Source organism: Vreelandella sp. 162(4c), from assembly GCF_058152265.1.
The window spans coordinates 2,663,228-2,683,676 of the sequence record NZ_CM176981.1 but is presented as its reverse complement, the minus strand read 5'-3'; the positions used below and the strand labels follow the sequence as shown (position 1 = coordinate 2,683,676).

Genomic DNA, 20,449 nt, shown 5'->3' with positions numbered 1-20,449 from the left:
CCCAGTACGAGAATCAGTCAATCAGAGCCAAAACGGCATTATCGGAAGCGGTACATTCATCACTTCAACAAATAAGAATGTCACGACGATGGGAAACAGGAAGGCCAAGCTATACACCCACCATGTGCGCACAGGGTGGGCCACAAACAAGACGAGCGTTGCAAGGATGCCACAGAACACCGCGCCCATCGTTTCAAACAGGGCAACGTAGATCACTAACGCAACGACCATCATAAAGAAACGCCGCGGCGAGCCCTTTTCAATCGCTCGCTCATCTTCCTCGCGAGCACCTGTTACCAGTAAGCCTTGGAGGATGAGCAGAATGGAAAACAGCAAAATCAACCAACCCACGATCGTAGGCAGCCAGCGGGGCGACATCATCGGGTTTTGCAGAATGGGCGGCTCATTGATGTAGTTGGGTACCAGGTAAAAGACCAGCACAAGGGCAAATCCCAGCAGGACAACGCCTGCTATTACATCGCCGATGTCCTTTATCTTCACCCTGCGATGGGAATCCGATGTCGTCATCGCTGCCTTCTCCTAACAAATAAGAGAGGCGAGGACATAGCCCTCGCCTTAGCTTATTGGGGGTTACTGAACTTATTGACTGATACCAGCCTGCTCGGCAACCTCTTCCCAGCGCTGCAGGTCATCGGCGATAAACTGTTTGAACTCATCACCGGCCACTTGGCCCGGCTCAGCACCCAGCTGTTCGGCGAAATCCAGAAACTCTTCGCGCTCCATGACATTGGCTAGCGCTTCTCGCATTGTGCTCTGGGCCTCTTCAGGGAAGGAGCTGTGCGCAATCAGGCCGAACCAGGCAGTCGTGATGAACTGGTCGAGGTTATATTCACCGATTTCTGACAACGTCGGGACATCGGGAAGGTACTCGGAACGCTCGGCAGAGGTAACCGCCAGCGCACGTAGATCACCTGAACGTATGTGCGAGAGCACCGCTGGCATGTTCTCAAACGAAACATCCACATCGCCGCTCAGCAACGCAGGAAGCGCCGCGCCGCTACCCGCAAAAGGCACTGCCGTCATATTCGTTTCGGTCAGCGTTTTGAATAACTCACCCGACATATGAATGGAGCTACCTACGCCGCTGTGGCTAAAGGTCATGTTGTCTTCTTTCGCGGCTTCGATAAACTCAATGACATTCTCATAGGGGCTGTCTGCGGGCACCACCATGACATTGGGAATATCGATCATATTTTGTAGAAAGACGAAATCTTCAACGGGGTCATAGGCCAGGTCTGGGTAGATCGCGGCACCAATCGTGTGCCCTGGGGATGCCATCAGGATGGTGTGGTCAGCATCACGGCCACCGCGGGCGAGCCTGCCGGTGCCGACAGTGGAGCCCGCGCCTGGGCGGTTTTCTACAATGACATTGGCATCAAGTTCTTGCTGGAGGAGATCAGCAACGCGACGCGACAAGACATCGGTAGTGCCACCCGGCGCATAAGGAACGACCAGGCGAATATCGCTAGTCGGCCACTCATTGGCGCTAGCGGAGGAAACAGTGAGACCGAGAGCCAAGGCGCTGCTGCAAACGGCGAGACAGGTTGCGGCAAAGATTTTTTTCATTTTAACTTCCTATTATTGCTTTGTTTTTATGTTCGCATTTCGTACATCTATTCGCGCTACATACAGCGAGATTACTCTTTTACTTTAGTCATAAAAAACACGACTTTAGTATAAACATCTAAAACTAAAGCATATTTAACTTAATAGGTTTATCAATAGACAGTATTCTAACTATCAGAAATGTTAACTCTTGTTGTGGAACGACAACTTATTTTGATAACTCGCCTAGAGTGCTATACACCGGCCTGTGGCAGCCGCATCGTAAATCGCCTCAACGACTCTTAGGTTTTGCAAACCATCGTGCACGCTGACCAAGGGCGTTGCTTCGCCGCGGATAACGGCGACAAAATGAGCGAGTTGGCAAGCCAAAGGGTCATCGCGGCGAACGTCGAGTGTCAGCTCATCAAACGGTTCCCACCATGAAGCAACTTGCTCCTCACAGTAGCGTTTGATGCGCAGCGTCGGTACCGACAATGACCCCTGAGTACCGGCCACCAGATAACACTCCTCATCGGGGTAATGCGCGTAGACAGGATCCTCACCGCTAGACTGCTCCCAGCTACGCGGCGTGGCCGCCGTATCGCTCAGTAAAAATGTGCCCAGCGCGCCGTTAGCAAACCGAAAGTTAATGGCCGCGGTATCTTCCACGGTGAACTGGCGCGTGGCCTGGGAGGTCATCGCCTGCACATGGGTGATATCGCCCAACAGTGAGCGCAGATTACCAATCTCATGGATTAGGTTGATCAACACAGGCCCACCTCCAGGCTCCCTGCGCCATGCAGCCTCGTCAAAATAGCTATCCGGCTTATAAAAAAGCGCGCTTCCCTGAATAGCGACCGGCTGCCCAATCACCCCTTTGGCAATGATGGCACGCGCTTTGGCTAAAATGGGGCTATGGGCCCGGTGATGACCGACTAAAAGAGGGACTGAGGAAGTGCTTGCCGCGTTCAACAGCCGCTCGCCTTCCGCCACGCTATGCGCCACGGGCTTTTCAATTAGCGCAGGCACACCTGCTTCTATGCACAGCAGAGCTTGTTCCACATGTAGCGCGTTGGGGGTTGCCAAAATCACCCCGTCTACTGTTTGCCGGGCAAAAAGCGTGGGTAGATCCTGGTGGTACTCAACGGCCAACGTATTGGCAAGGGTTTGCGTTGCAGCCCCTGGGCCAACAATGGCGGTTAGCGCTACCTGGGCACTCTCCTGGATCAAGCCGATATGGCGACGACCGATAACACCCGCCCCCACCAAGGCTAGTCGAAGTCTGGTCATGACAACCTTCTCAACTATTAATGGATCACCCTAGGAGATGCTCGCCGCTTTCATGATCGCATCCAGCGCGGCCTGATAACCCTGTGTGCCCAGCCCGGCAATGACGCCATCGGCACGCAGCGATACATAGGAGTGGTGACGGAAGCTTTCGCGCTTGTGTACATTAGAGATATGCACTTCGATGACCTTACCCTCAAAGGCGTTAAGCGCATCCAGAATCGCTACTGACGTGTGGGTATAGGCAGCGGGATTGATAATAATTGCCTGGGTACCATCAAGCCGTGCCGCATGAATAGCATCAATCAACGCGCCTTCGTGGTTGCTCTGCAGGCAGTTAAGCTCCCAGTCAGCCATGACGGCTTTTTCACGTAGCACGTTATTGACGTCTTCAAGGGTCTCATAGCCATAAATTTCCGGCTGGCGGGTACCGAGCAGATTCAAATTAGGTCCGTGCAGCACTAATACTTTACCTTGGCTCATTCGTCAGTTTCCTTGAGTAGTTCGCGACGGTAGTGGGCAAATAGCGTGGTTGACTGCTGGTCAGCCGCCTTGCGTTTAGCTTCATCTTCACAGAACAGCTTAAAGGCGTCGACGCCCTGATACACAAACAGGCTAACCCCGCTAACCACCGCAGCGCCCGCTTGCTTTGCCGCGGAAATAAATTCAGTGACGGCGGGCACGTACACCGCATCAAAAATCCAGTGGTGCGCCTGCACCAGCTCTGCAGGCAGCGGGCAGCCGGGGCTTTTTTCGTGCCCAATCGGTGTACAGTTTACTAGCCCATCGCAGTGGGGCACGGTATCAGCCAGCTGCGCGGCGGTAATGGTCGATGCAGTGAAACCGTGTTGCTGTAGCTCCTTGGCCAGCTGGCGCGACTTGGCGTCATCCAGATCCATCAGGATTACCTCGCTTGCACCCAGTTGCCCCAGGCCAAAAGCAACGGCTTTGCCGACGCCGCCGGTGCCCATCAACAGTACGCGGCCCGGTTTGCGCTCACCTAAGGTGGCACGAAAGCCACTCATAAAGCCGGTAAAGTCTGTGTTCTCCGCGATGATTTCGCCGTTTTCAAACACCAATGTATTGGCAGCGCCGACCATTTTTGCGCCCGTGGATAGACGGGAGGCCAGCCCAACGGCGGCCTCTTTCCAGGGAAATGTCACATTAACTCCGCGATAGCCTGCGGCGATGACTTTATCTACCTGTTTTGCCAGTGACTTAATCGGTTGCTCGTTGGCATCAAACAGGTCGTAAGTAGTAGGTATGCCGGTGAGCTGCCCCAGCCGAACATGCAAGTCCGGTGAACTGGAGTTCATAATCGCTTTACCGATTAGGCCAAGTTTCATTGCTATCCTCCCGAGCAGTGCCGCTTTGCACCGCCGCATTGTTTTCGTTTTGTCTAATTAGCGCTGGGCGGCCTGAGCGGCCAGGCGAATACCCGCGTTGGCAGCACCAAACTGCTGGTAGGTTCCACGCCGCTCAACGATTTCGAAGAAGAATCGGCCCGAGAACGTTTCGGTATAGGCGTGGAGAAAGTCGCCTTCGTCGTTGCGATCAAACAGAATATTGCGCTTACGCATTGCCTCTAACAGCTCCTCTTCCAGCCCGTAGCGTGCTTCAAGATCGTCGTAGTAATTCTGCGGAATTTTCAGCAGCGGCAAGCCGCGCGTTTGTAGCTCATCAACCGTGGCGAAGATATCGTGGCTTTCAAAGGCGATCTGCTGCACGCCACCGCGAAACTCGCTCAGAAAACGCCCTGGCTGGGTATCCTGGGCCTGTGAAACCGTCAACGGGATGCGAATACTCTGCTCTGGGCTAATCACCGCTTGGCTGATCATCATGCCCCTTGGGTCGATGATCTCGTTCTCTGCGGCCGCGTTAAATCCAAATACGGTGCGGTGAAAGAGCTGCCAACTGAGTAGCTGCGTAGCGGGCAGTACGTAAGAGAGGTGATCTACCCGGGTGAGACCGGCCTCATTGCGGCTCTCTTGGTCAAACAGTTCAAAATCGGTTCGCCACTGCAAGTCCTCAGCCGCTTGATCATCCACCAGGTAAACAAGGCTGCCTTCTATACCCCGCAGCGCTGAGATTTCCATCTCGCCTTCGCCCACCTGGCCACGGAATGTCTGTGCTTTAAATGCTTTTGCACGGGCAAGCCCGCGTTCAACATCATCAACACGGAAACCCACCGCACACACTGAGGTGCCGTGAAGCAGCCGGAAAGTATGGGCAAAGCTGTCCGTTTCAAAATTGAGCACCAGATGAATCTCACCCTGCTTCCAGAGCTCGACATTTTTGGAGCGATGGCGGCCTACATGACGAAAGCCCAGTGCATCGATAAATTCGCCGAGCGGCGCGGCGCTCTCTTCGTCGAGGGTAAACTCTATAAAATGAATGCCGTTGTAGTTGGGCGCCGGGGGAATAGGGCTTGCCCAGGGGCCCTCCTCGATAAGGTTTTCGAGCAGAATGAGCGAACGAAGACCATCCAGGGCAGTGATTTCAGTTGGTGCGGCGCGAAAGGCGTCGCTAAAAATTTCCAGCGACAGCGGGCCGTCGTAACCGGTTTTGGCGAGTTCGGCCATGAAGGCTTTCAGCGGTAGGCGACCTTGGCCGGGAAAGCAGCGGAAGTGACGGCTCCACTGCAGTACATCCATATCCAGCAGCGGCGCATCTGCCACCTGGACGAAGAAGATCTTTTGTTTAGGGATTTTGCCGATGGCAGAGAGATCATGGCCACGCGATAGAATGTGAAAGCTGTCGAGCACAATGCCCAAATTAGGATGATCGACGCGCCGCACGGCTTCCCACGTATCGCGGTAGTCAGAAATATGCCTCCCCCAGGCCAACGCTTCAAACCCCACCCGAATATTCCGCTTCGCTGCCAGCTCGGCAAGCTCGCGCAAATCGGCCACTACGCGATCCATATCGTCCATGGCCTGAGGGGATACATTGCTACACACCAGCAGAAAATCAGTGCCTAACTGCTCCATCAGTTCAAATTTTCGCTCTGCACGCTTTAGATTGCGGCTGCGCTGCGGCTCCGGCATCGCCTCAAAATCGCGAAACGGTTGAAAGGCAACGATCTTCAGCCCCAGGCGCTCACACAGCGCACGCACTTCCTGCGGCGAGCCATCAAAAGAGAGCAGGTCGTTTTCAAATATTTCTACGCCATCAAAACCGGCACGGGCAATGGCTTCCAGCTTAGTTCGCAGGTCTCCGCTTAAACAAACAGTGGCGATTGCGCGCATAGCATCCTCCCAGGTAGTGCTTTCAAGCGAATGAGCTCTAGCACCACGACTATTATGTGTCGCTATGGCTGAGCTAATGGCTTTCAGTATAGGTGACCATTGTTCGCATAGCGTTCTTTAGTTCGCATTATGCACGATAGGACGGGGGGGTGTGGCAACCTGTTCCCTATACGACTAACACGACACCTATCAAAAACCGTTACTATATAGAGGTAATAGAGGTTTATTGTTATCAGAAACAATGGCTAATGCGCCCAAAACTCTATTAACACCTGCTAAAACAGCATGTTTAGTACTGCCTTGTAACGGCCATCACGCAATATTAAACCTTGGTCTTATACGAAGGTTTGTTGATTGACAGCCGCCATAGCGATCACTAGTGTTCGCCTTAAGCACTTAAGTTCGTAAGGCGAACTAATATCGCCTTTGGCAGCAACTAATATAATAACTCGTTGGAGGATAAGCATTATGACTAAGCCACTTTTCACCCAGTTGGCTATCGCTATCGGCTCTTTGGCAGTCGCGGGGGGCGCCCTCGCCGATTATCCTGACCGTAACATTCAAGGTACCATCCAGTGGGGAGCCGGGGGCGCCACCGACAACGTCGTACGCAGCCTGACGCCCCACGTGGAAGAGGTTCTGGATACCACTATTGTTCTCACCAACCGTCCAGGGGGTACTGGCGTTATTGGCATGAACCACGTCATGCGCCAGCGCCCTGACGGCTATAACCTGCTGTTTGGTGCAGAGAATCCCCAGCTATACCCACTAATGGGCTTAGCCGATTTCACCTACGATGATATGTATCCTATCAATATTATCGGCCAAGGCCGGGTGGTTATTGCCACCCATCCTAATAGCCCATTCGATACTTTCGCTGAGCTGCTTGAGTACGCCCACGAAAACCCCGACGAGCTCAAAATGGGCGGTACCGGTGCCGGTGGCTTGCCCAGTACGATTCACGCAATGATCAACTCTGTCGACGATCTTAATGTTCGCACAGTGACCTTCGGTGGAGATGGACCTGGTGTTACGGCACTGCTGGGTGAACATATCGACTTTATGCCGCTAAGTCTTTCTGCTGTGGCCGAACAAATCCGCGCGGGCCGCCTGAAGGGCCTGGCCGTGCTGGGTAGTGAAGAACTGGAGGATCTGCCGGACGTTCCGCCGATCACCGATGCTATCCCAGAGCTTGATTCATTCTTGCCTTGGGGCCCGTTCTGGGGTGTCTTTGTGCGTGAAGATACACCCGATGACGTAAAAGCTACCTTGGAAGATGCTTACGAGCAGGCCGTTGCCAGCGATGGTTTCCAAGAGTTCTTAGCTAATTTTGGTGGCGAATCGCTCAACCTCAACGGTGAAGAAGCGCAGCAATACCTGGATAACTGGCAATCCGTCACAGCATGGTCAATGTTCGAAGCGGATGCGGTCGAAAAATCCCCTGAAGAGTTAGGTATTCCACGCCCCTAACGCTATCTTCCTATGACTTAGGGGACAGGATTACCACCTGTCCCCTTGGAGTCTCTGTATGACTAAAAAAATTGAGCGCGTTCGGGCGGGAGAAAAGGTCTTTGACTGGTTGCTTCTGCTGTTTAGTGTCGGCGTCCTCTACGAGGCTTATCGTATCGATAATGGGGTGCAGCTGAACTCCGCTGGCTCATTTCCTGTCGGGCTCGCCTTGATAATGCTCGCTTCCTCAATAGCCATTATCTTCAGCCATCGGCGCAAGCAGCGAGATCCCCAAATTCACAGCGCTAGCCAAGAGTTTAAAGTGTTTTTACATGAGCATTTTAAAACGCATATTGTGGTGTTCTCGATAGTATCGATGCTCTATTTAGTAGCTATCGTATGGACAAGCTTCTATGTAAGCACCTTTATCTTTTTAGCCGCTATGTTCATTTATTATCGTCAAGGAAAAATCATTAGTTCTCTAGTGATTGCTTCGCTTGCCATTGCGGTAATTTATGTACTTTTCACGATAGTGTTTCGTGTCTATCTTCCTTGATAATGAACCCCGAGGCATCCAATGAGTGATACCTTCTCCTATCTGCTCATGGCTTGGCTTGATCCAGGTCTATTGGGCTTAACTGCCCTTGGCGTTATCGCCGGTATTTACATCGGTGCCATTCCCGGCCTCTCGGTTACAATGGCCGTCTCTATTCTGATTTCATTTACGTTTTCCTGGGACATTAATAACGCGCTAGCGCTGATGGTGGGTATTTATGTCGGCGGCGTTTACGGCGGTTCGCGCACGGCCATCCTGCTCAATATTCCTGGTGCCCCATCAGCGGTCACAACTGCTTTCGACGGTTACCCGTTAGCCCAGAAAGGTGAAGCGGGCAAAGCGATCGGTCTGAGCACCGTGATGTCGGTCATCGGTGGCTTGATTGGTGTGGCCGTACTCGCTGCCACGGCCCCGCACCTTGCCGATCTTGCTCTTAAATTTGCCCCCCGCGACTACTTTTTAATCGCCGTCATGGGTTTACTATTGGTCAGCTCGCTATCGGGTAAATCGCTTGCACGCGGTATTTTCTCTGTCGCCCTGGGGGCCACCATTGGGTTGGTCGGCATGGACATGGTAACCGCCCAGCCACGCCTAACCATGGGTAGTATGGAACTGCTGGGCGGGATTCATTACGTGGTGGTCATGATTGGCCTGTTTGGTGTCGCGGAAGCGTTTTACCAGCTACATAATATGGCCAAAGTGCCCGTTAAACAGAACGTCGATAAGATCGTTCCGCCTCTTAATATGGTGCTCAAGTTTTTACCGCTTTCTTTACGCACGTCTATTATCGGCGTCGTGGTTGGCGCTCTCCCCGGTACTGGCGGAGATATTGCATCACTGTTTGCTTATGATCACGCCAAGCGCACAGTTAAAAACCCTGAAGTGCCTTTTGGTGAAGGCGCGTATGAAGGGCTTGTGGCACCTGAAACCGCCAATAACGCAGCAGTGGGTGGCGCTTACGTACCTATGCTTACCCTCGGCATGCCGGGTGACGCAGTCACCGCCGTTATTATCGGTGCACTAGTCATTCATGGCCTGAATCCAGGCCCAATGCTGATGATCGAAACACCCTATATCTTTTGGTTTACGGTCGGCAATTTAGCATTGGCCAATATATTCCTGCTCATCTTTGGGCTCACCGGTATTAAGCTTTTTTCAAAAATTGTTGAAGTGCCTAAAGCCATTATGATCCCGCTGATATTGGTGCTGTGTGTGGTAGGTACCTACTCGCTTAACAGCAGCATGACAGAAGTTTATTGGATGCTAGGCTTTGGCATATTGGGCTACTGGCTGAAGATGTTTGGCTTTCAGATGGGCCCGATTATTCTCGGTGTCATTCTTGGCCCGCTGCTGGATGAATCTTACCGACAGGCTATGTCATCGGTCGGTGACAGCAGTACGGATTTCCTACTCGCGCTGGTAATCAACCCACTTTCATTAGTGCTTACCTCAGTGATTGTGCTGGTTTTACTAGGCAATACTCCCCTAAAAAGTTGGTTATATTCACGCTTCAAACGTAGCTAATGTTCGTGTAACGGCACTTGTCGCCTAGGTATAGTGCCGTTTTTTGCCTGGAACCTAGCCAGCGGAGTAGTTCCGTGAGTGATGACGATACGATTCCTTCTTATGCATTGGTGTTTGACTTCGATGGCGTTGTTCTCGATTCAGCAACCCTAAAACGCCAGGCGTTTGCCGACGTATACTGTCAAGCGCCGGAAGCTCAGTACCGCGCCATCGTGGCCTACCTTAGCAGACGCGGTGGTCAGCCTAGAGAGGTCAAGTTTCGCCATATTGAAGAACACATCCTGGGCAAGCGAGCCAGTGACGCACGTATTCAGGCGCTTTGTGAGCAATTTAAAGCCAGTGTCGAAGAGCACTTACTGACCGCACCGCCCATTCCCGGAGCGCTAGAATTTTTAAGCGATTGGCACCACCACCAGTGGCTATATTTGCTCTCTGCCACCCCCGAACAGGAACTCAAGGCCATTGTGGAGCAGCGCCAGTTGGCGCCTTACTTTAAAGAGGTGGTGGGAGCGCCCCCGGACAAAGCCACGGGCTTACGCAACTTACTCACCCGACACCAACTAGCAGTGAAAGCCACCGTTATGATTGGCGATTCGTATAATGACTATCGCGCCGCACGCTCAAACGGAACGCTTTTTGTCGGTGTTACAGCGAATCCCGCTCAATCTCCTTTCCCAGCCGATGTCATCACGATTAAAGATCTACGCACATTGGTTCAAGCGCTCAACCGTTTATAGCGCCGTACACGGCGAATATATTCGCCAGCCAAAGTCGCGCATACATGTTCGCCATTCGAACAATATGCTATATTGATCTTTAAAATTTACGCCTATTCCGATGAGTGGACACCGATGGAAGAACAGCTTCAGGATGAAATGTTAACCCCCGATGACCGCGACTTCGTGACAGCGCTGGCGAGTGGCCTGGAAGTGATTTTAGCATTTGATGAGGGCCACCCAAGGATGACGCTTAGCGAAGTGGCCGCACGCACAGGCATGAACCGGGCCAAGGCCCGACGCTTTCTGCTCACCCTGCATGCACTCGGCTATGTGCGCAAACAGCAGCGCTACTTTGAGCTAGCGCCGCGAGTACTGCAACTGGGTTACTCGTTTTTGTCCGCCAATAATTATCGCAGCGCTATTCAGCAGTATTTGGAGGAGATAACCAACGAATGCGGTGAGTCATCCTCATTGGGTGTACTTGATGGCGATGATGTCATTTATGTTGCGCGCTCAGCGGCGCGTCACCGCTTGATGGCCATTACTCTGTCCATAGGAACCCGTTTACCGGCCGCATACACCTCAATGGGGCGCGTTCTGCTAGCCCAGCTGTCAGAGGCTGAGTTGGATGCCTACTTAGAGCGAATAACCCTACAGCGCCATACGGATAAAACCTTTACCTCTAAAAGCGAACTAAAAAAGTGTATTCACAAGGCCCGCCAGCAAGGCTACGCCATTGCCGATCAAGAGCTGGATTCAGGCTTACGCTCGCTGGCGGTACCGGCGTTTGATGCGAATGGCAAACTGTTAGGGGCTATTAACATTAGTACCAACGCGGCACGTATCGATTTAGACACCCTGCTCAAAGAGTACTTGCCGCTGCTGCAATCAAAAGCGCGTCTTATCCGCACCACCATTAGCTGCTAACCCGCCAGTGCGCCAGCCTCTGCTCACCCACGGCATACTGGCGCCGCATCTATAGACGTTTTAGAGCCGCCATTCACGCTTAACGGGCAAGGCTCTTAACCTGTTACATTAGCGCTTGATCTTGTCGATGTAGGCTGGCACCCATGAAGCTTCCTCTTTATCTAGGCTTGCCTATGTGGGCCAATCAAGACTGGCTGGGCAACCTTTATCCACGCCACGCCAAAACTGAGCTGCTAAGCGATTACGCGGCGGTGTTTTCCAGCGTTGAGGGCAACACTACCTTTTATAGCGGTACCCCAAAGCCGGACACCATTGCTGCCTGGGCGCGCCAGGCACCATCCCACTTTCGCTTTTGTTTTAAATTACCGGCCAGCGTAACCCACGATCAACGGCTAACGCGGTTAGAGGAGGCCTGGGCATTTTTAGCGGCGCTAGAACCTCTGCACGACCGCCTTGGCCCCACCATGGTGCAACTACCACGAGATTTCGGCCCCCAAGAGCTTCCCCAGCTTGAAGCGCTACTTGCCGCTTGGCCTACCCATTTGCCTTGCGCGGTCGAGGTTCGGCATCCTGAGTTTTTCCACAAAGGGGCCGCCGAAATTGCCCTTAACCGCCTGTTGATAACTTATTCGGCCAACCGCGTGATGCTCGACGTGCGCCCGCTCTTCTCAACCCCGGCAAATGACCATTTGGGCTTGGCCCACGCCCAGCAAGAAAAGCCGAAACTCCCGCTACACGTGCTTTCCACGGCAAATTTTCCTGTCATTCGCTTTATTGGCCATATTGACAAAACGATTAATAGTGACTACTTCACCGCCTGGAAAGCCCGCCTAAAGCTGTGGATAAGTCAGGGGAAAACCCCTTTCTTATTTGTGCATACTGCGGACAACCGCGAGTCTCCCCACATGGCCCGTTTACTCTATAACGCACTAGGAGAAGTGACGCCATTACCCGCTCTTGGCCCCTTTGCGGGTGAAAAGCAAAGCCAACTGTTTTAACCCACCTTTTTAGGCCAGCTAACTGGCATGCTTGCGGTCGATCAGATAAATTGCGCTTACTTTCGGAAAAGCACGCTGGCAATGACGCAATTTTCCGAAAACTAGCGTGTTCAACACGCAGTGACTTACACAACAATCGACTTAATGGGTGATGTATGGCGAAGCTTGCGCATGCGCAGTGGTCATCGCGAATGACCTTTGTGCTGGCCGCCGCTGGTTCAGCGGTGGGTCTAGGGAATATCTGGAAATTTCCGTATATGGTGGGTGAAAGCGGCGGCGCTGCTTTCGTATTTGTGTATTTGCTCTGTATCGCGCTGATCGGCTTGCCCATTCTTGTCTCTGAGTGGCTATTGGGGCGGCGCGGCCAGAAGAACCCCGCCAGCACCATGTCAGAGCTAGCGCGCACGGCGAAAAAGCCCAAAGCCTGGGCCATCGTGGGCATTAGCGGCATTGTCGGGGCCTTCTTGATTTTGTCGTTTTACAGCGTGATTGGCGGCTGGTCGCTCTACTACACCGTCAACTCGGTGAGCGGTGCTTTTAGCGGTCAAGATGCCGATGGCATTGGCGCGCTATTTAATGGCATGTTGAGTAACCCTGGGTTGCTGCTGCTGGGCCACTCCGTGTTTATGCTGCTGGTCATTGGGATTGTCGCCCGCGGCGTTACCAAAGGCCTTGAAGGCGCTGTACGCATTCTGATGCCAGTCCTCGCACTACTGCTGGTCGTGCTGATCGGTTATGGCATGACAACCGGCCACTTTGGCGAGGCGTTGACGTATATGTTCAACCCGGACTGGAGCAAGCTCACAGCAGAAACCGTGCTAGCCGCCTTGGGCCACGCCTTCTTCACCCTCTCACTGGGTATGGGCATCATGATGGCTTACGGCTCTTATTTGGACAAAGAGATCGATCTGCTGCAAACCGCCCGCACGGTCATCATCATGGATACCGTCATCGCTTTAGGCGCGGGTTTAGCTATCTTCCCGATCGTGTTTGCTAATAATCTGGATGTCGCTTCGGGCCCAGGGCTGATTTTCGTCACCCTACCACTGGCCTTTGGCAATATTGATGGTGGTTTACTTTTAGGTTTGATGTTCTTTCTGCTGCTGACGTTTGCGGCATTAACATCGGCCATTTCACTGCTTGAGCCCGTGGTGGAATTCATTGAAGAGCGCACGCCGCTAGGCCGCGTCATGGCTACCGTTGTGGCCGGTGTGGGTGCTTGGTTGCTGGGTATTGCAGCGCTGCTGTCATTTAACGTGTGGAGCGAACCGCTGCTGTTTGGACTGGGCGTGTTTGACCTGCTGGATACGCTGACCAGCAAAATAATGCTGCCGCTGACGGGGCTGGGTGCGATTCTATTCACCGCTTGGTGCCTGGAGCGCAGCAGCGTGGAAGACGAACTGGGTCTTTCAGCGACCGGCAAGAGCGTATGGAACATTATCGCGCGCTATGTAGCGCCCGCTGGCGTTGTTGCCGTGTTCGTAACAGGGCTAATCTAAGCTGAGCCGCCAAGGCCCTGCTAGCCGGCAGGGCAGCGAGGTTCTGCGCAGATAATAGTTGCGCCCCTAACCTCTTGGCATCCTAAAACTTAGTGCAATTCGCTCTCTTGCCGATCTTCATCGGGCAAGGGGGCGATATCCCGCGATAACTTTTGAAACTCACGATGAAGCTCAATACCCCGCCGCGCTCTTAAGCTGCGTTGGGCAGCGCTGCGCTGGCGCTGGGCATGCTCATCGACTTCCATACTCATAAAGATGTCGAGCAATTCGCTTTTAACCGAGGTGATTCGTTCGACGTTTCTCATAATCGACGTTCCTCCAGATGAATATGCCTTCGTCCACCTGCATCCGTGACGACTGTTATGATGCAGTGCGGCACTTCAATTATTACTATAACCTACTTGACAAAATGATGACCATTCTTAAAAAAACTGACTAACGACCTTAAACGCTGTTGGATCGCTGCCTAATAGTTTGTGGCCCTATGGGCTCATTGAGGCATACTGTCCTTATCGCATTGAAGCAATACGAAGCATCACAGTGAGCAGATAGGCAGAAACGGTCGTTTAAAACGACTGTATATTGGCGTACTGTTAACTACCTGTTGGTTGAGCACCCAAGGAGCTGAACGTGAGTCGCGCCCTGTTCGATGAAATGAGACGCCGCATGGAGCACTTTCGACGCTCCGAGCAAAAAGTGGCGCGGTTTGTACTGCGCAACCCCGAAGAGGTCATTCACATGCGCATTGTGGATCTGGCCACCGAAGCCACCGTTAGCGAACCTACCGTGGTGCGCTTTTGTCGTGCGCTGGGGTGCAATGGCTTTCAGGATTTCAAGCTACAGCTGGCGCAAATGCTGGCCAGCGGCAGTCAGTTCGCGCAATTCTCCATGAACGACAGCGACTCGGTCGCTGAGTTTTCCCACAGTATTTTTGACTCGACCGTGGGCACGCTGCTCTCAGTGCGCGACCGGCTTGATAACGACGCCCTGGGCCGTGCAGTTAACGCCCTGGCGATGGCCAACCGGGTCGAGTTCTATGGCTTTGGGGCTTCCGGTGCCGTGGCCTTTGATGCCCAGCACAAGTTTTTCCGCCTGCAGATCTCCACTTCTGCCTACGCCGACCCACATATGCAGAATATGTCGGCAGTGACCTTGAACGATGGCGATGTGGTGGTGGCAATTTCACAAACCGGCCGTACCAAAGCGCTAGTCGCCAGCGTACGCCTGGCTCGCGAGGCGGGTGCAACAGTCATTGGCCTGTGCCCCAGCGGCTCGCCACTCGCCGAAGAGGTCAGCCTGCCGCTGTATATCGATGTTCATGAAGACACCGAGATTTACACCCCGCTTAGCTCGCGCATTGCCCATCTGGTGCTGATCGATGTACTCGCCGTGGGTGTGGCCAAAACCCGCGGGCCGAAACTCGCCGAACAGCTCAAAGCGGTTAAAAAGAGCCTAAATACGCTGCGCTTTCCTGAAGAATCCTAATCGTTAACCTGTATACACAGCCAGTTCGCTGGCTGTGCTAGACTAGCCGCCTATTTTTTGATCCGGCAGCGGCTACTATGGACGACGTCACGGCGATTCTCGATCAGCTCAACTCCGCCCAGCGCGAAGCAGTGAGCGCCCCCCAAGGTAATCTGTTGGTGCTCGCAGGCGCAGGCTCCGGTAAAACCCGCGTGCTGGTGCATCGCATCGCCTGGCTGATGCAGGCCGAAGGGCTGTCCCCTTATGCCCTGCTGGCAGTGACCTTTACCAATAAAGCCGCCAAAGAGATGCGCACCCGCCTTGAGGCACTGCTGAGCATCTCGATGCGCCATGTATGGGTGGGCACCTTTCACTCCATCGCCCACCGCCTGCTGCGCACCCACTGGCAGGACGCCAAGCTGCCGCAACACTTCCAGATTATCGATTCTGACGATCAGCTACGCCTGGTCAAACGGTTGCTGAAAGATTACTCCATCGACGACGAACGCTTCCCACCCCGCCAAGTGCAGCACTTTATCTCCGGCTGCAAAGAGGAGGGGCTGCGCCCGCACCAGGTCAATGTGGATGGCGATGCCTACATGGGCCAGATGGTTGAGCTCTACGAGCGCTACCAGCTCACCTGCGAGCGCGGCGGCCTGGTCGATTTCGGTGAACTGCTGCTGCGAAGCCTGGAGCTACTACGCGACAACCCGGCGCTGTTAAACCACTACCAGGAGCGCTTTGGTCATGTACTGGTAGATGAGTTCCAAGATACCAATACCCTGCAATACGCTTGGCTAAAACTGCTCACCGGCATGAAGACGCCGATGACGGCGGTGGGTGATGACGACCAGTCGATCTACGGCTGGCGCGGTGCCAAGGTGGAGAATATCAGCCGCTTTGAGCAAGAGTTTCCGCAAACCCACACCGTACGGCTTGAACAGAACTATCGCTCCACCAGCGCCATCCTGGAAGCCGCCAATACGCTGATCAGCCACAACAGCGAGCGGATGGGTAAAAACCTGTGGACTGACGGCATCGAAGGCGAGCCGATCTCAATTTACGCTGGGTTTAACGACCTGGAAGAAGCCCGCTATATCGTCGATACCATCAAGGAGAAGGTCGACGAAGGCTTTAACCGCCGCGATATCGCGATTCTCTACCGCTCAAACGCTCAGTCGCGGCTGCTGGAAGAGACGCTGATTCGCCAAGGCATGCCCTACCGTATTTACGGCGGCCACCGCTTCTACGAGCGCCTGGAAATCAAGAATGCCCTGGCCTACCTTCGCCTGATGCTCAACCGCGACGACGATGCCTCGCTGGAGCGGGTGATTAACGTACCCACTCGCGGCATCGGCACGCGCACGGTCGAGATTGTCCGCCTGCGCGCTCGGGAACAAAGTATCCCTCTCTGGCAAGCGCTCCACGATGCGATTAACGACGGCACCTTGAAAGGCCGCGCGGCCAATGCCGTGCAAACCTTCGCCAACCTGATCGAGCAGCTCGATAACGATGCCTCTGGCATGGCGCTGCACGAAATTATCGATCACGTCACGATACACACGGGTCTGATAGAGCATCACAAAAGTGAGCGCGGCGAGAAAGGCCAAGCGCGGGTCGAGAACCTGGAAGAGTTGGTTACCGCTGCCCGTGCCTTTACCCAAGGCGATGTCTTTGAAGCGCCTGAAGCGGGCGAAGGCATGGCGGCACTGGAAGCATTTCTCTCAGAGGCCGCTCTTAACGCAGGCGACCACGAAGCCGAAGAGTTTGAGGACAGCGTACAGCTGATGACGCTGCACTCCGCCAAAGGCCTGGAGTTCCCGGTAGTATTTATTGCCGGTGTCGAGGAGGGGCTGTTTCCACACAAGATGTCCCTGGAAGAGCCGGGTAGGCTCGAAGAGGAGCGCCGGCTCTGTTACGTCGGCGTCACACGCGCGATGCAGAAGCTCTACCTCACACACGCCGAAACCCGCCGCCTGCACGGCAAAGAAGTGTTTCCACGCCCGTCGCGTTTTTTGCGCGAACTACCGCCGCACCTACTCGAAGAAGTCCGTCTGCGCGGGCATATTTCCCGCCCAGTCACCGCGTCGCGCACCTCCTTTGCTCAGCAAAGTGTCGAGAGCAGCGGTGATATACCCGCCTTACATGTCGGCCAAGGCGTTGAGCACCCGGTGTTCGGCGAAGGGATTATTCTTAACGCGGAAGGCGAAGGTGCCCGCGCCCGGGTACAGGTCAGCTTTGAAGGCGAAGGGGTCAAATGGCTAGTGCTTGGTTTTGCTAAGCTAACGCCGCTTTAAGCCGCTACGCGCGTGGCGTTGAGTGCAATGGCTTGCCGATTAAAACCCGCTTAGCGCATACTGGCGAACGGACATTGCGCCTTTGTGCGCGCTGACAAAAAAATCCTATAATCTCCGGAGTTTTGCTCACCATGCAACGCCGTCACTTCCTCAAAACTGCCAGCCTTGGCGTCGCCGGGGCCGTTGCCGCCCCCTTCGTAACCACCTCAAGTGCTCGCGCTCAAGAAACCTTCACCTGGGACATGGTCACCTCGTGGCCAAAAAACTTCCCTGCCCTGGGTACTGGTGCGAATGATTTCGCCCGCCGGGTAGAACAGCTTTCCAACGGCCGCATGCAGATCCGCGTCCACGGCGCGGGTGAACTGGTACCTGCCCTGGAAGTCTTCGATGCGGTAGCAGCTGGTACCGCTGAAATGGGCCACTCTGCCTCTTACTACTGGCGTGGCAAAGTCGCTGCCTCACAGTTCTTTACCGCTGTACCCTTCGGTATGACGACTACCGAAATGAACGCCTGGTTGTACCACGGCGGCGGTCAGGAGCTTTGGGATGAGATCTACGCCAATCACAATCTGAAGCCGTTTGCCGTGGGCAATACCGGCACGCAGATGGCGGGCTGGTTCAAGAAAGAGATCAACTCACTCGACGACATGCAGGGGCTGAAACTTCGCCTGCCGGGCCTGGCGGGTGAGGCGATGAACGGCATCGGCGTCAGTACGGTTACTATGCCAGGCTCAGAAATTTTCACCTCGCTGCAAACCGGCGCGCTGGATGCCGCTGACTGGGTGGGGCCGTATAACGATATGGCATTCGGCCTGCATCAGGTGGCTGACTACTACTACACCTCGGCGTGGAACGAGCCCTCTGCGGTACTGGAAGGGACGATCAACCTGGATGCCTGGAACTCCCTGCCAGAAGACCTGCAGGACGTGATCCGCGAAGCGGCGCGGGCGTCTAACCTGGCCATGATCAGCGAATTTGCCTTCCGCAACGCGCAAGCACTGGAAACTCTGGTCGATGAGCATGGCGTTCAGCTACGTACTTTCCCTGACGACGTAATGGCAGCGCTTCACACCTCTTCACTGGAAGCCATCCAGCGCCAGGTCGACAGCGACGAAGAGTCTCGCCGTGTTTACGAGTCTTATTCAGCTTTCCAGAAGCTGCTGCGCCCGTTCAGCGATGTGGGTGAATACGCCTACCTCAAGAACCGCGATAACGTCGACGGTTAATGAGCCGCTAGACAAATAAACGATAAGCACGACAAAAGGGCGCCCTAAGCGCCCTTTTGCTATTTCAAGTTGAAGTGAGCTAGTCGCTATGTACTGCTCGGATGCGCCCATTATCGTCCAGCGCAACCATCACAAAGCGCGCCTCGGTAACTTTTTGGCGCTCCTCTATGCGTTGCCCATGGGGAGGACGCACCCAGACCTCCACATCAATCTTGATCGAGCTATGACCAATTTCTTGCACTTGGGTGTAAACGCTGACCATTGAGCCAACGCGCACCGGGCTTAAAAAGTCCATGGCTTCAATCGCCACGGTCGCCGTGCGACCACCCGCTTCACGACCGGCCGCCAGCTCAGCCGCCTGGTCCATTTGATTGACCAGCCATCCACCGGGTATATCACCATAAAAATTGGTATCTTGGCGGGAAGCCAGTAGTTTTAAAGTAAGCTGCCCTTGAGGGGCCGGTACGTCATCCAAATCGGTTTCCAGAAGAGTCATGAGTTAGTCGCTTAGTCAGTTTATTGTTGTAAACGTTGCAGAGTGGCACGTTGTTTATGCGTGTTGCTGCATCGCAACACAAAGGAATGAATTTAGTTAACCATAAGAGGACGCTCGTTTGAATACTCGTTTGACGACTCTTTGCATTAATCGGAGGTTAACTTCCGCCGTCCGTCGCACCGTATTGAGCGGAGTGGCGTTTATACTGATGCTGATAACGCCCCTGACCTGGGGGCAGCAGCCAACAGTTATTAGCGGCACCTTGGGCGCGGTGGGCTCCGACACTATGGCGGGGCTAATGCTGCGCTGGGGTGAAACCCTCACCACCCGCTATCCTGACGTAAAGCTGCAGTTTCAAGCAAGTGGTTCAGCCAGTGCGCCCACGGCGCTGATGGCTGGCACCACCCGGCTTGGTCCGATGTCTCGTCCGATGACCAGCGAAGAGCGTGATAACTTTATTGAGCGCTATGGCTATCCACCGCTGGAATTAAAAGTCGCCCGTGACGCACTGATTGTAGTCGTACACCGCCATAACCCCTTGCGCGCTCTGACCCGCCAGCAGGTTGATGCGATCTTCTCAACCTCGCTGGCCTGCGGTGGTGAAACGCCGATCAGGCGCTGGGAGCAGCTATCGGCAACCCGTGACTGGTCATTTGGTAGCATTGCGCTGCATGGGCGTAACCTTGCCTCGGGTACCCATGGGCTATTTCAACAGCGGGCGTTATGTGGCGGTCTTTTTCGTAACGACATTAGTGAGCACCCCGGCTCATCGGCGGTGGTCGCGGCCGTTGGCGAATCTGCCAATGCGATGGGCTATGCGGGGTTTAACCACCTCACCCCAGCCGTGCATGCATTGAGCCTGTATAACGATGATGGCATTGCGATACCGCCCGATGAAGCGGCTATACAGAGCGGTGACTACCCGCTGTCGCGCTATCTTTACCTCTATGTGAACCTACCGCCGGGGGAGAACTTACCCCCCGCCGAGCAGGCACTGCTCAAGTTGATTATGTCCGATGAGGGCCAGCAGATTGCGCGCGCATCCGGCTTTGTACCATTAACCTCCAGTGTCCTTAGTGCACAACAGAGGTGGTAAACCACTGTCATCTAACTGACACATAATTGTCTTAGGGTAGGGATCCTGTCTATGTACTGTTTTTCACCACATCCTGGTTTTTCACTACCTATTGGTC

19 protein-coding genes are annotated in these 20,449 nt (G+C 54.2%); 11 read left to right on the top strand and 8 right to left on the bottom strand.

The annotated features are described in order from the left end of the window. Positions 1-21: 21 nt before the first annotated feature. The 6 genes from AC4EYZ_RS12345 to AC4EYZ_RS12320 form a co-directional block, all read right to left on the bottom strand. A complete protein-coding gene (locus AC4EYZ_RS12345; RefSeq protein ID WP_022521134.1) occupies positions 22-528 on the bottom strand; it encodes a tripartite tricarboxylate transporter TctB family protein in 507 nt (168 codons plus the stop codon). A gap of 72 nt (positions 529-600) precedes the next feature. Then, positions 601-1,587, bottom strand: a complete 987-nt coding sequence (locus AC4EYZ_RS12340; protein ID WP_022521133.1) for a Bug family tripartite tricarboxylate transporter substrate binding protein — start codon at positions 1,585-1,587, stop codon at positions 601-603. Between the two features lie 225 nt (positions 1,588-1,812). Further along, positions 1,813-2,856, bottom strand: coding sequence for a Gfo/Idh/MocA family protein (locus AC4EYZ_RS12335; RefSeq protein WP_022521132.1), 1,044 nt, complete (start codon positions 2,854-2,856; stop codon positions 1,813-1,815). 30 nt (positions 2,857-2,886) lie between these two features. Beyond that, the gene (gene aroQ / locus AC4EYZ_RS12330) at positions 2,887-3,336 is read right to left on the bottom strand and encodes a type II 3-dehydroquinate dehydratase (protein WP_022521131.1); all 450 of its coding nucleotides are present in this window, start codon (positions 3,334-3,336) and stop codon (positions 2,887-2,889) included. Beyond that, a complete protein-coding gene (locus AC4EYZ_RS12325) occupies positions 3,333-4,199 on the bottom strand; it encodes a shikimate dehydrogenase family protein (RefSeq protein WP_022521130.1) in 867 nt (288 codons plus the stop codon). The genes aroQ and AC4EYZ_RS12325 overlap by 4 nt, the downstream gene beginning before the upstream one ends. Positions 4,200-4,256: 57 nt before the next feature. Next, complete coding sequence (locus AC4EYZ_RS12320) at positions 4,257-6,101, bottom strand: bifunctional sugar phosphate isomerase/epimerase/4-hydroxyphenylpyruvate dioxygenase family protein (protein ID WP_022521129.1); 1,845 nt, start codon at positions 6,099-6,101, stop codon at positions 4,257-4,259. A gap of 468 nt (positions 6,102-6,569) precedes the next feature. Between AC4EYZ_RS12320 and AC4EYZ_RS12315 the strand changes: the two genes are divergently transcribed. The 7 genes from AC4EYZ_RS12315 (at position 6,570) to AC4EYZ_RS12285 (ending at position 13,773) form a co-directional block, all read left to right on the top strand. Further along, positions 6,570-7,571, top strand: coding sequence for a tripartite tricarboxylate transporter substrate binding protein (locus tag AC4EYZ_RS12315; RefSeq protein WP_022521127.1), 1,002 nt, complete (start codon positions 6,570-6,572; stop codon positions 7,569-7,571). A 58-nt stretch (positions 7,572-7,629) separates the two neighbouring features. Further along, complete coding sequence (locus tag AC4EYZ_RS12310; protein ID WP_022521126.1) at positions 7,630-8,106, top strand: tripartite tricarboxylate transporter TctB family protein; 477 nt, start codon at positions 7,630-7,632, stop codon at positions 8,104-8,106. 21 nt (positions 8,107-8,127) lie between these two features. Next, the gene (locus AC4EYZ_RS12305) at positions 8,128-9,630 is read left to right on the top strand and encodes a tripartite tricarboxylate transporter permease (RefSeq protein ID WP_022521125.1); all 1,503 of its coding nucleotides are present in this window, start codon (positions 8,128-8,130) and stop codon (positions 9,628-9,630) included. Positions 9,631-9,704: 74 nt separating this feature from the next. Beyond that, positions 9,705-10,367: an HAD family hydrolase gene (locus AC4EYZ_RS12300; RefSeq protein ID WP_022521124.1), complete on the top strand. Its 663-nt coding sequence runs from the start codon at positions 9,705-9,707 to the stop codon at positions 10,365-10,367. Between the two features lie 114 nt (positions 10,368-10,481). Beyond that, positions 10,482-11,276 carry an IclR family transcriptional regulator domain-containing protein gene (locus AC4EYZ_RS12295; RefSeq protein ID WP_022521123.1) on the top strand — a complete coding sequence of 265 codons (795 nt, stop codon included), beginning with the start codon at positions 10,482-10,484 and terminating at the stop codon, positions 11,274-11,276. A gap of 143 nt (positions 11,277-11,419) precedes the next feature. Beyond that, a complete protein-coding gene (locus tag AC4EYZ_RS12290) occupies positions 11,420-12,274 on the top strand; it encodes a DUF72 domain-containing protein (RefSeq protein WP_022521122.1) in 855 nt (284 codons plus the stop codon). Between the two features lie 155 nt (positions 12,275-12,429). After that, a complete protein-coding gene (locus AC4EYZ_RS12285; protein WP_022521121.1) occupies positions 12,430-13,773 on the top strand; it encodes a sodium-dependent transporter in 1,344 nt (447 codons plus the stop codon). Between the two features lie 89 nt (positions 13,774-13,862). On the opposite strand, the gene AC4EYZ_RS12280 is transcribed toward AC4EYZ_RS12285, so the two are convergent. Beyond that, positions 13,863-14,078, bottom strand: coding sequence for a PA3496 family putative envelope integrity protein (locus AC4EYZ_RS12280; RefSeq protein ID WP_022521120.1), 216 nt, complete (start codon positions 14,076-14,078; stop codon positions 13,863-13,865). Positions 14,079-14,403: 325 nt separating this feature from the next. Here AC4EYZ_RS12280 and hexR point away from each other — a divergent pair, with 325 nt between their 5' ends. The 3 genes from hexR (at position 14,404) to AC4EYZ_RS12265 (ending at position 18,760) form a co-directional block, all read left to right on the top strand. Beyond that, positions 14,404-15,258 (top strand): transcriptional regulator HexR, encoded by an 855-nt coding sequence (hexR, locus tag AC4EYZ_RS12275; RefSeq protein WP_022521119.1) that lies wholly within the window; start codon positions 14,404-14,406, stop codon positions 15,256-15,258. Positions 15,259-15,335: 77 nt separating this feature from the next. Then, a complete protein-coding gene (uvrD, locus tag AC4EYZ_RS12270; protein ID WP_009286288.1) occupies positions 15,336-17,534 on the top strand; it encodes a DNA helicase II in 2,199 nt (732 codons plus the stop codon). A 131-nt stretch (positions 17,535-17,665) separates the two neighbouring features. Continuing rightward, positions 17,666-18,760: a TRAP transporter substrate-binding protein gene (locus tag AC4EYZ_RS12265; protein WP_022521118.1), complete on the top strand. Its 1,095-nt coding sequence runs from the start codon at positions 17,666-17,668 to the stop codon at positions 18,758-18,760. Positions 18,761-18,839: 79 nt separating this feature from the next. Here AC4EYZ_RS12265 and AC4EYZ_RS12260 read toward each other — a convergent pair whose 3' ends face one another. Next, the gene (locus AC4EYZ_RS12260) at positions 18,840-19,256 is read right to left on the bottom strand and encodes an acyl-CoA thioesterase (protein ID WP_022521117.1); all 417 of its coding nucleotides are present in this window, start codon (positions 19,254-19,256) and stop codon (positions 18,840-18,842) included. A gap of 208 nt (positions 19,257-19,464) precedes the next feature. On the opposite strand from AC4EYZ_RS12260, the gene AC4EYZ_RS12255 reads away from it, so the two are divergent. Beyond that, the gene (locus AC4EYZ_RS12255; RefSeq protein ID WP_230804270.1) at positions 19,465-20,352 is read left to right on the top strand and encodes a PstS family phosphate ABC transporter substrate-binding protein; all 888 of its coding nucleotides are present in this window, start codon (positions 19,465-19,467) and stop codon (positions 20,350-20,352) included. Positions 20,353-20,449: the final 97 nt, after the last annotated feature.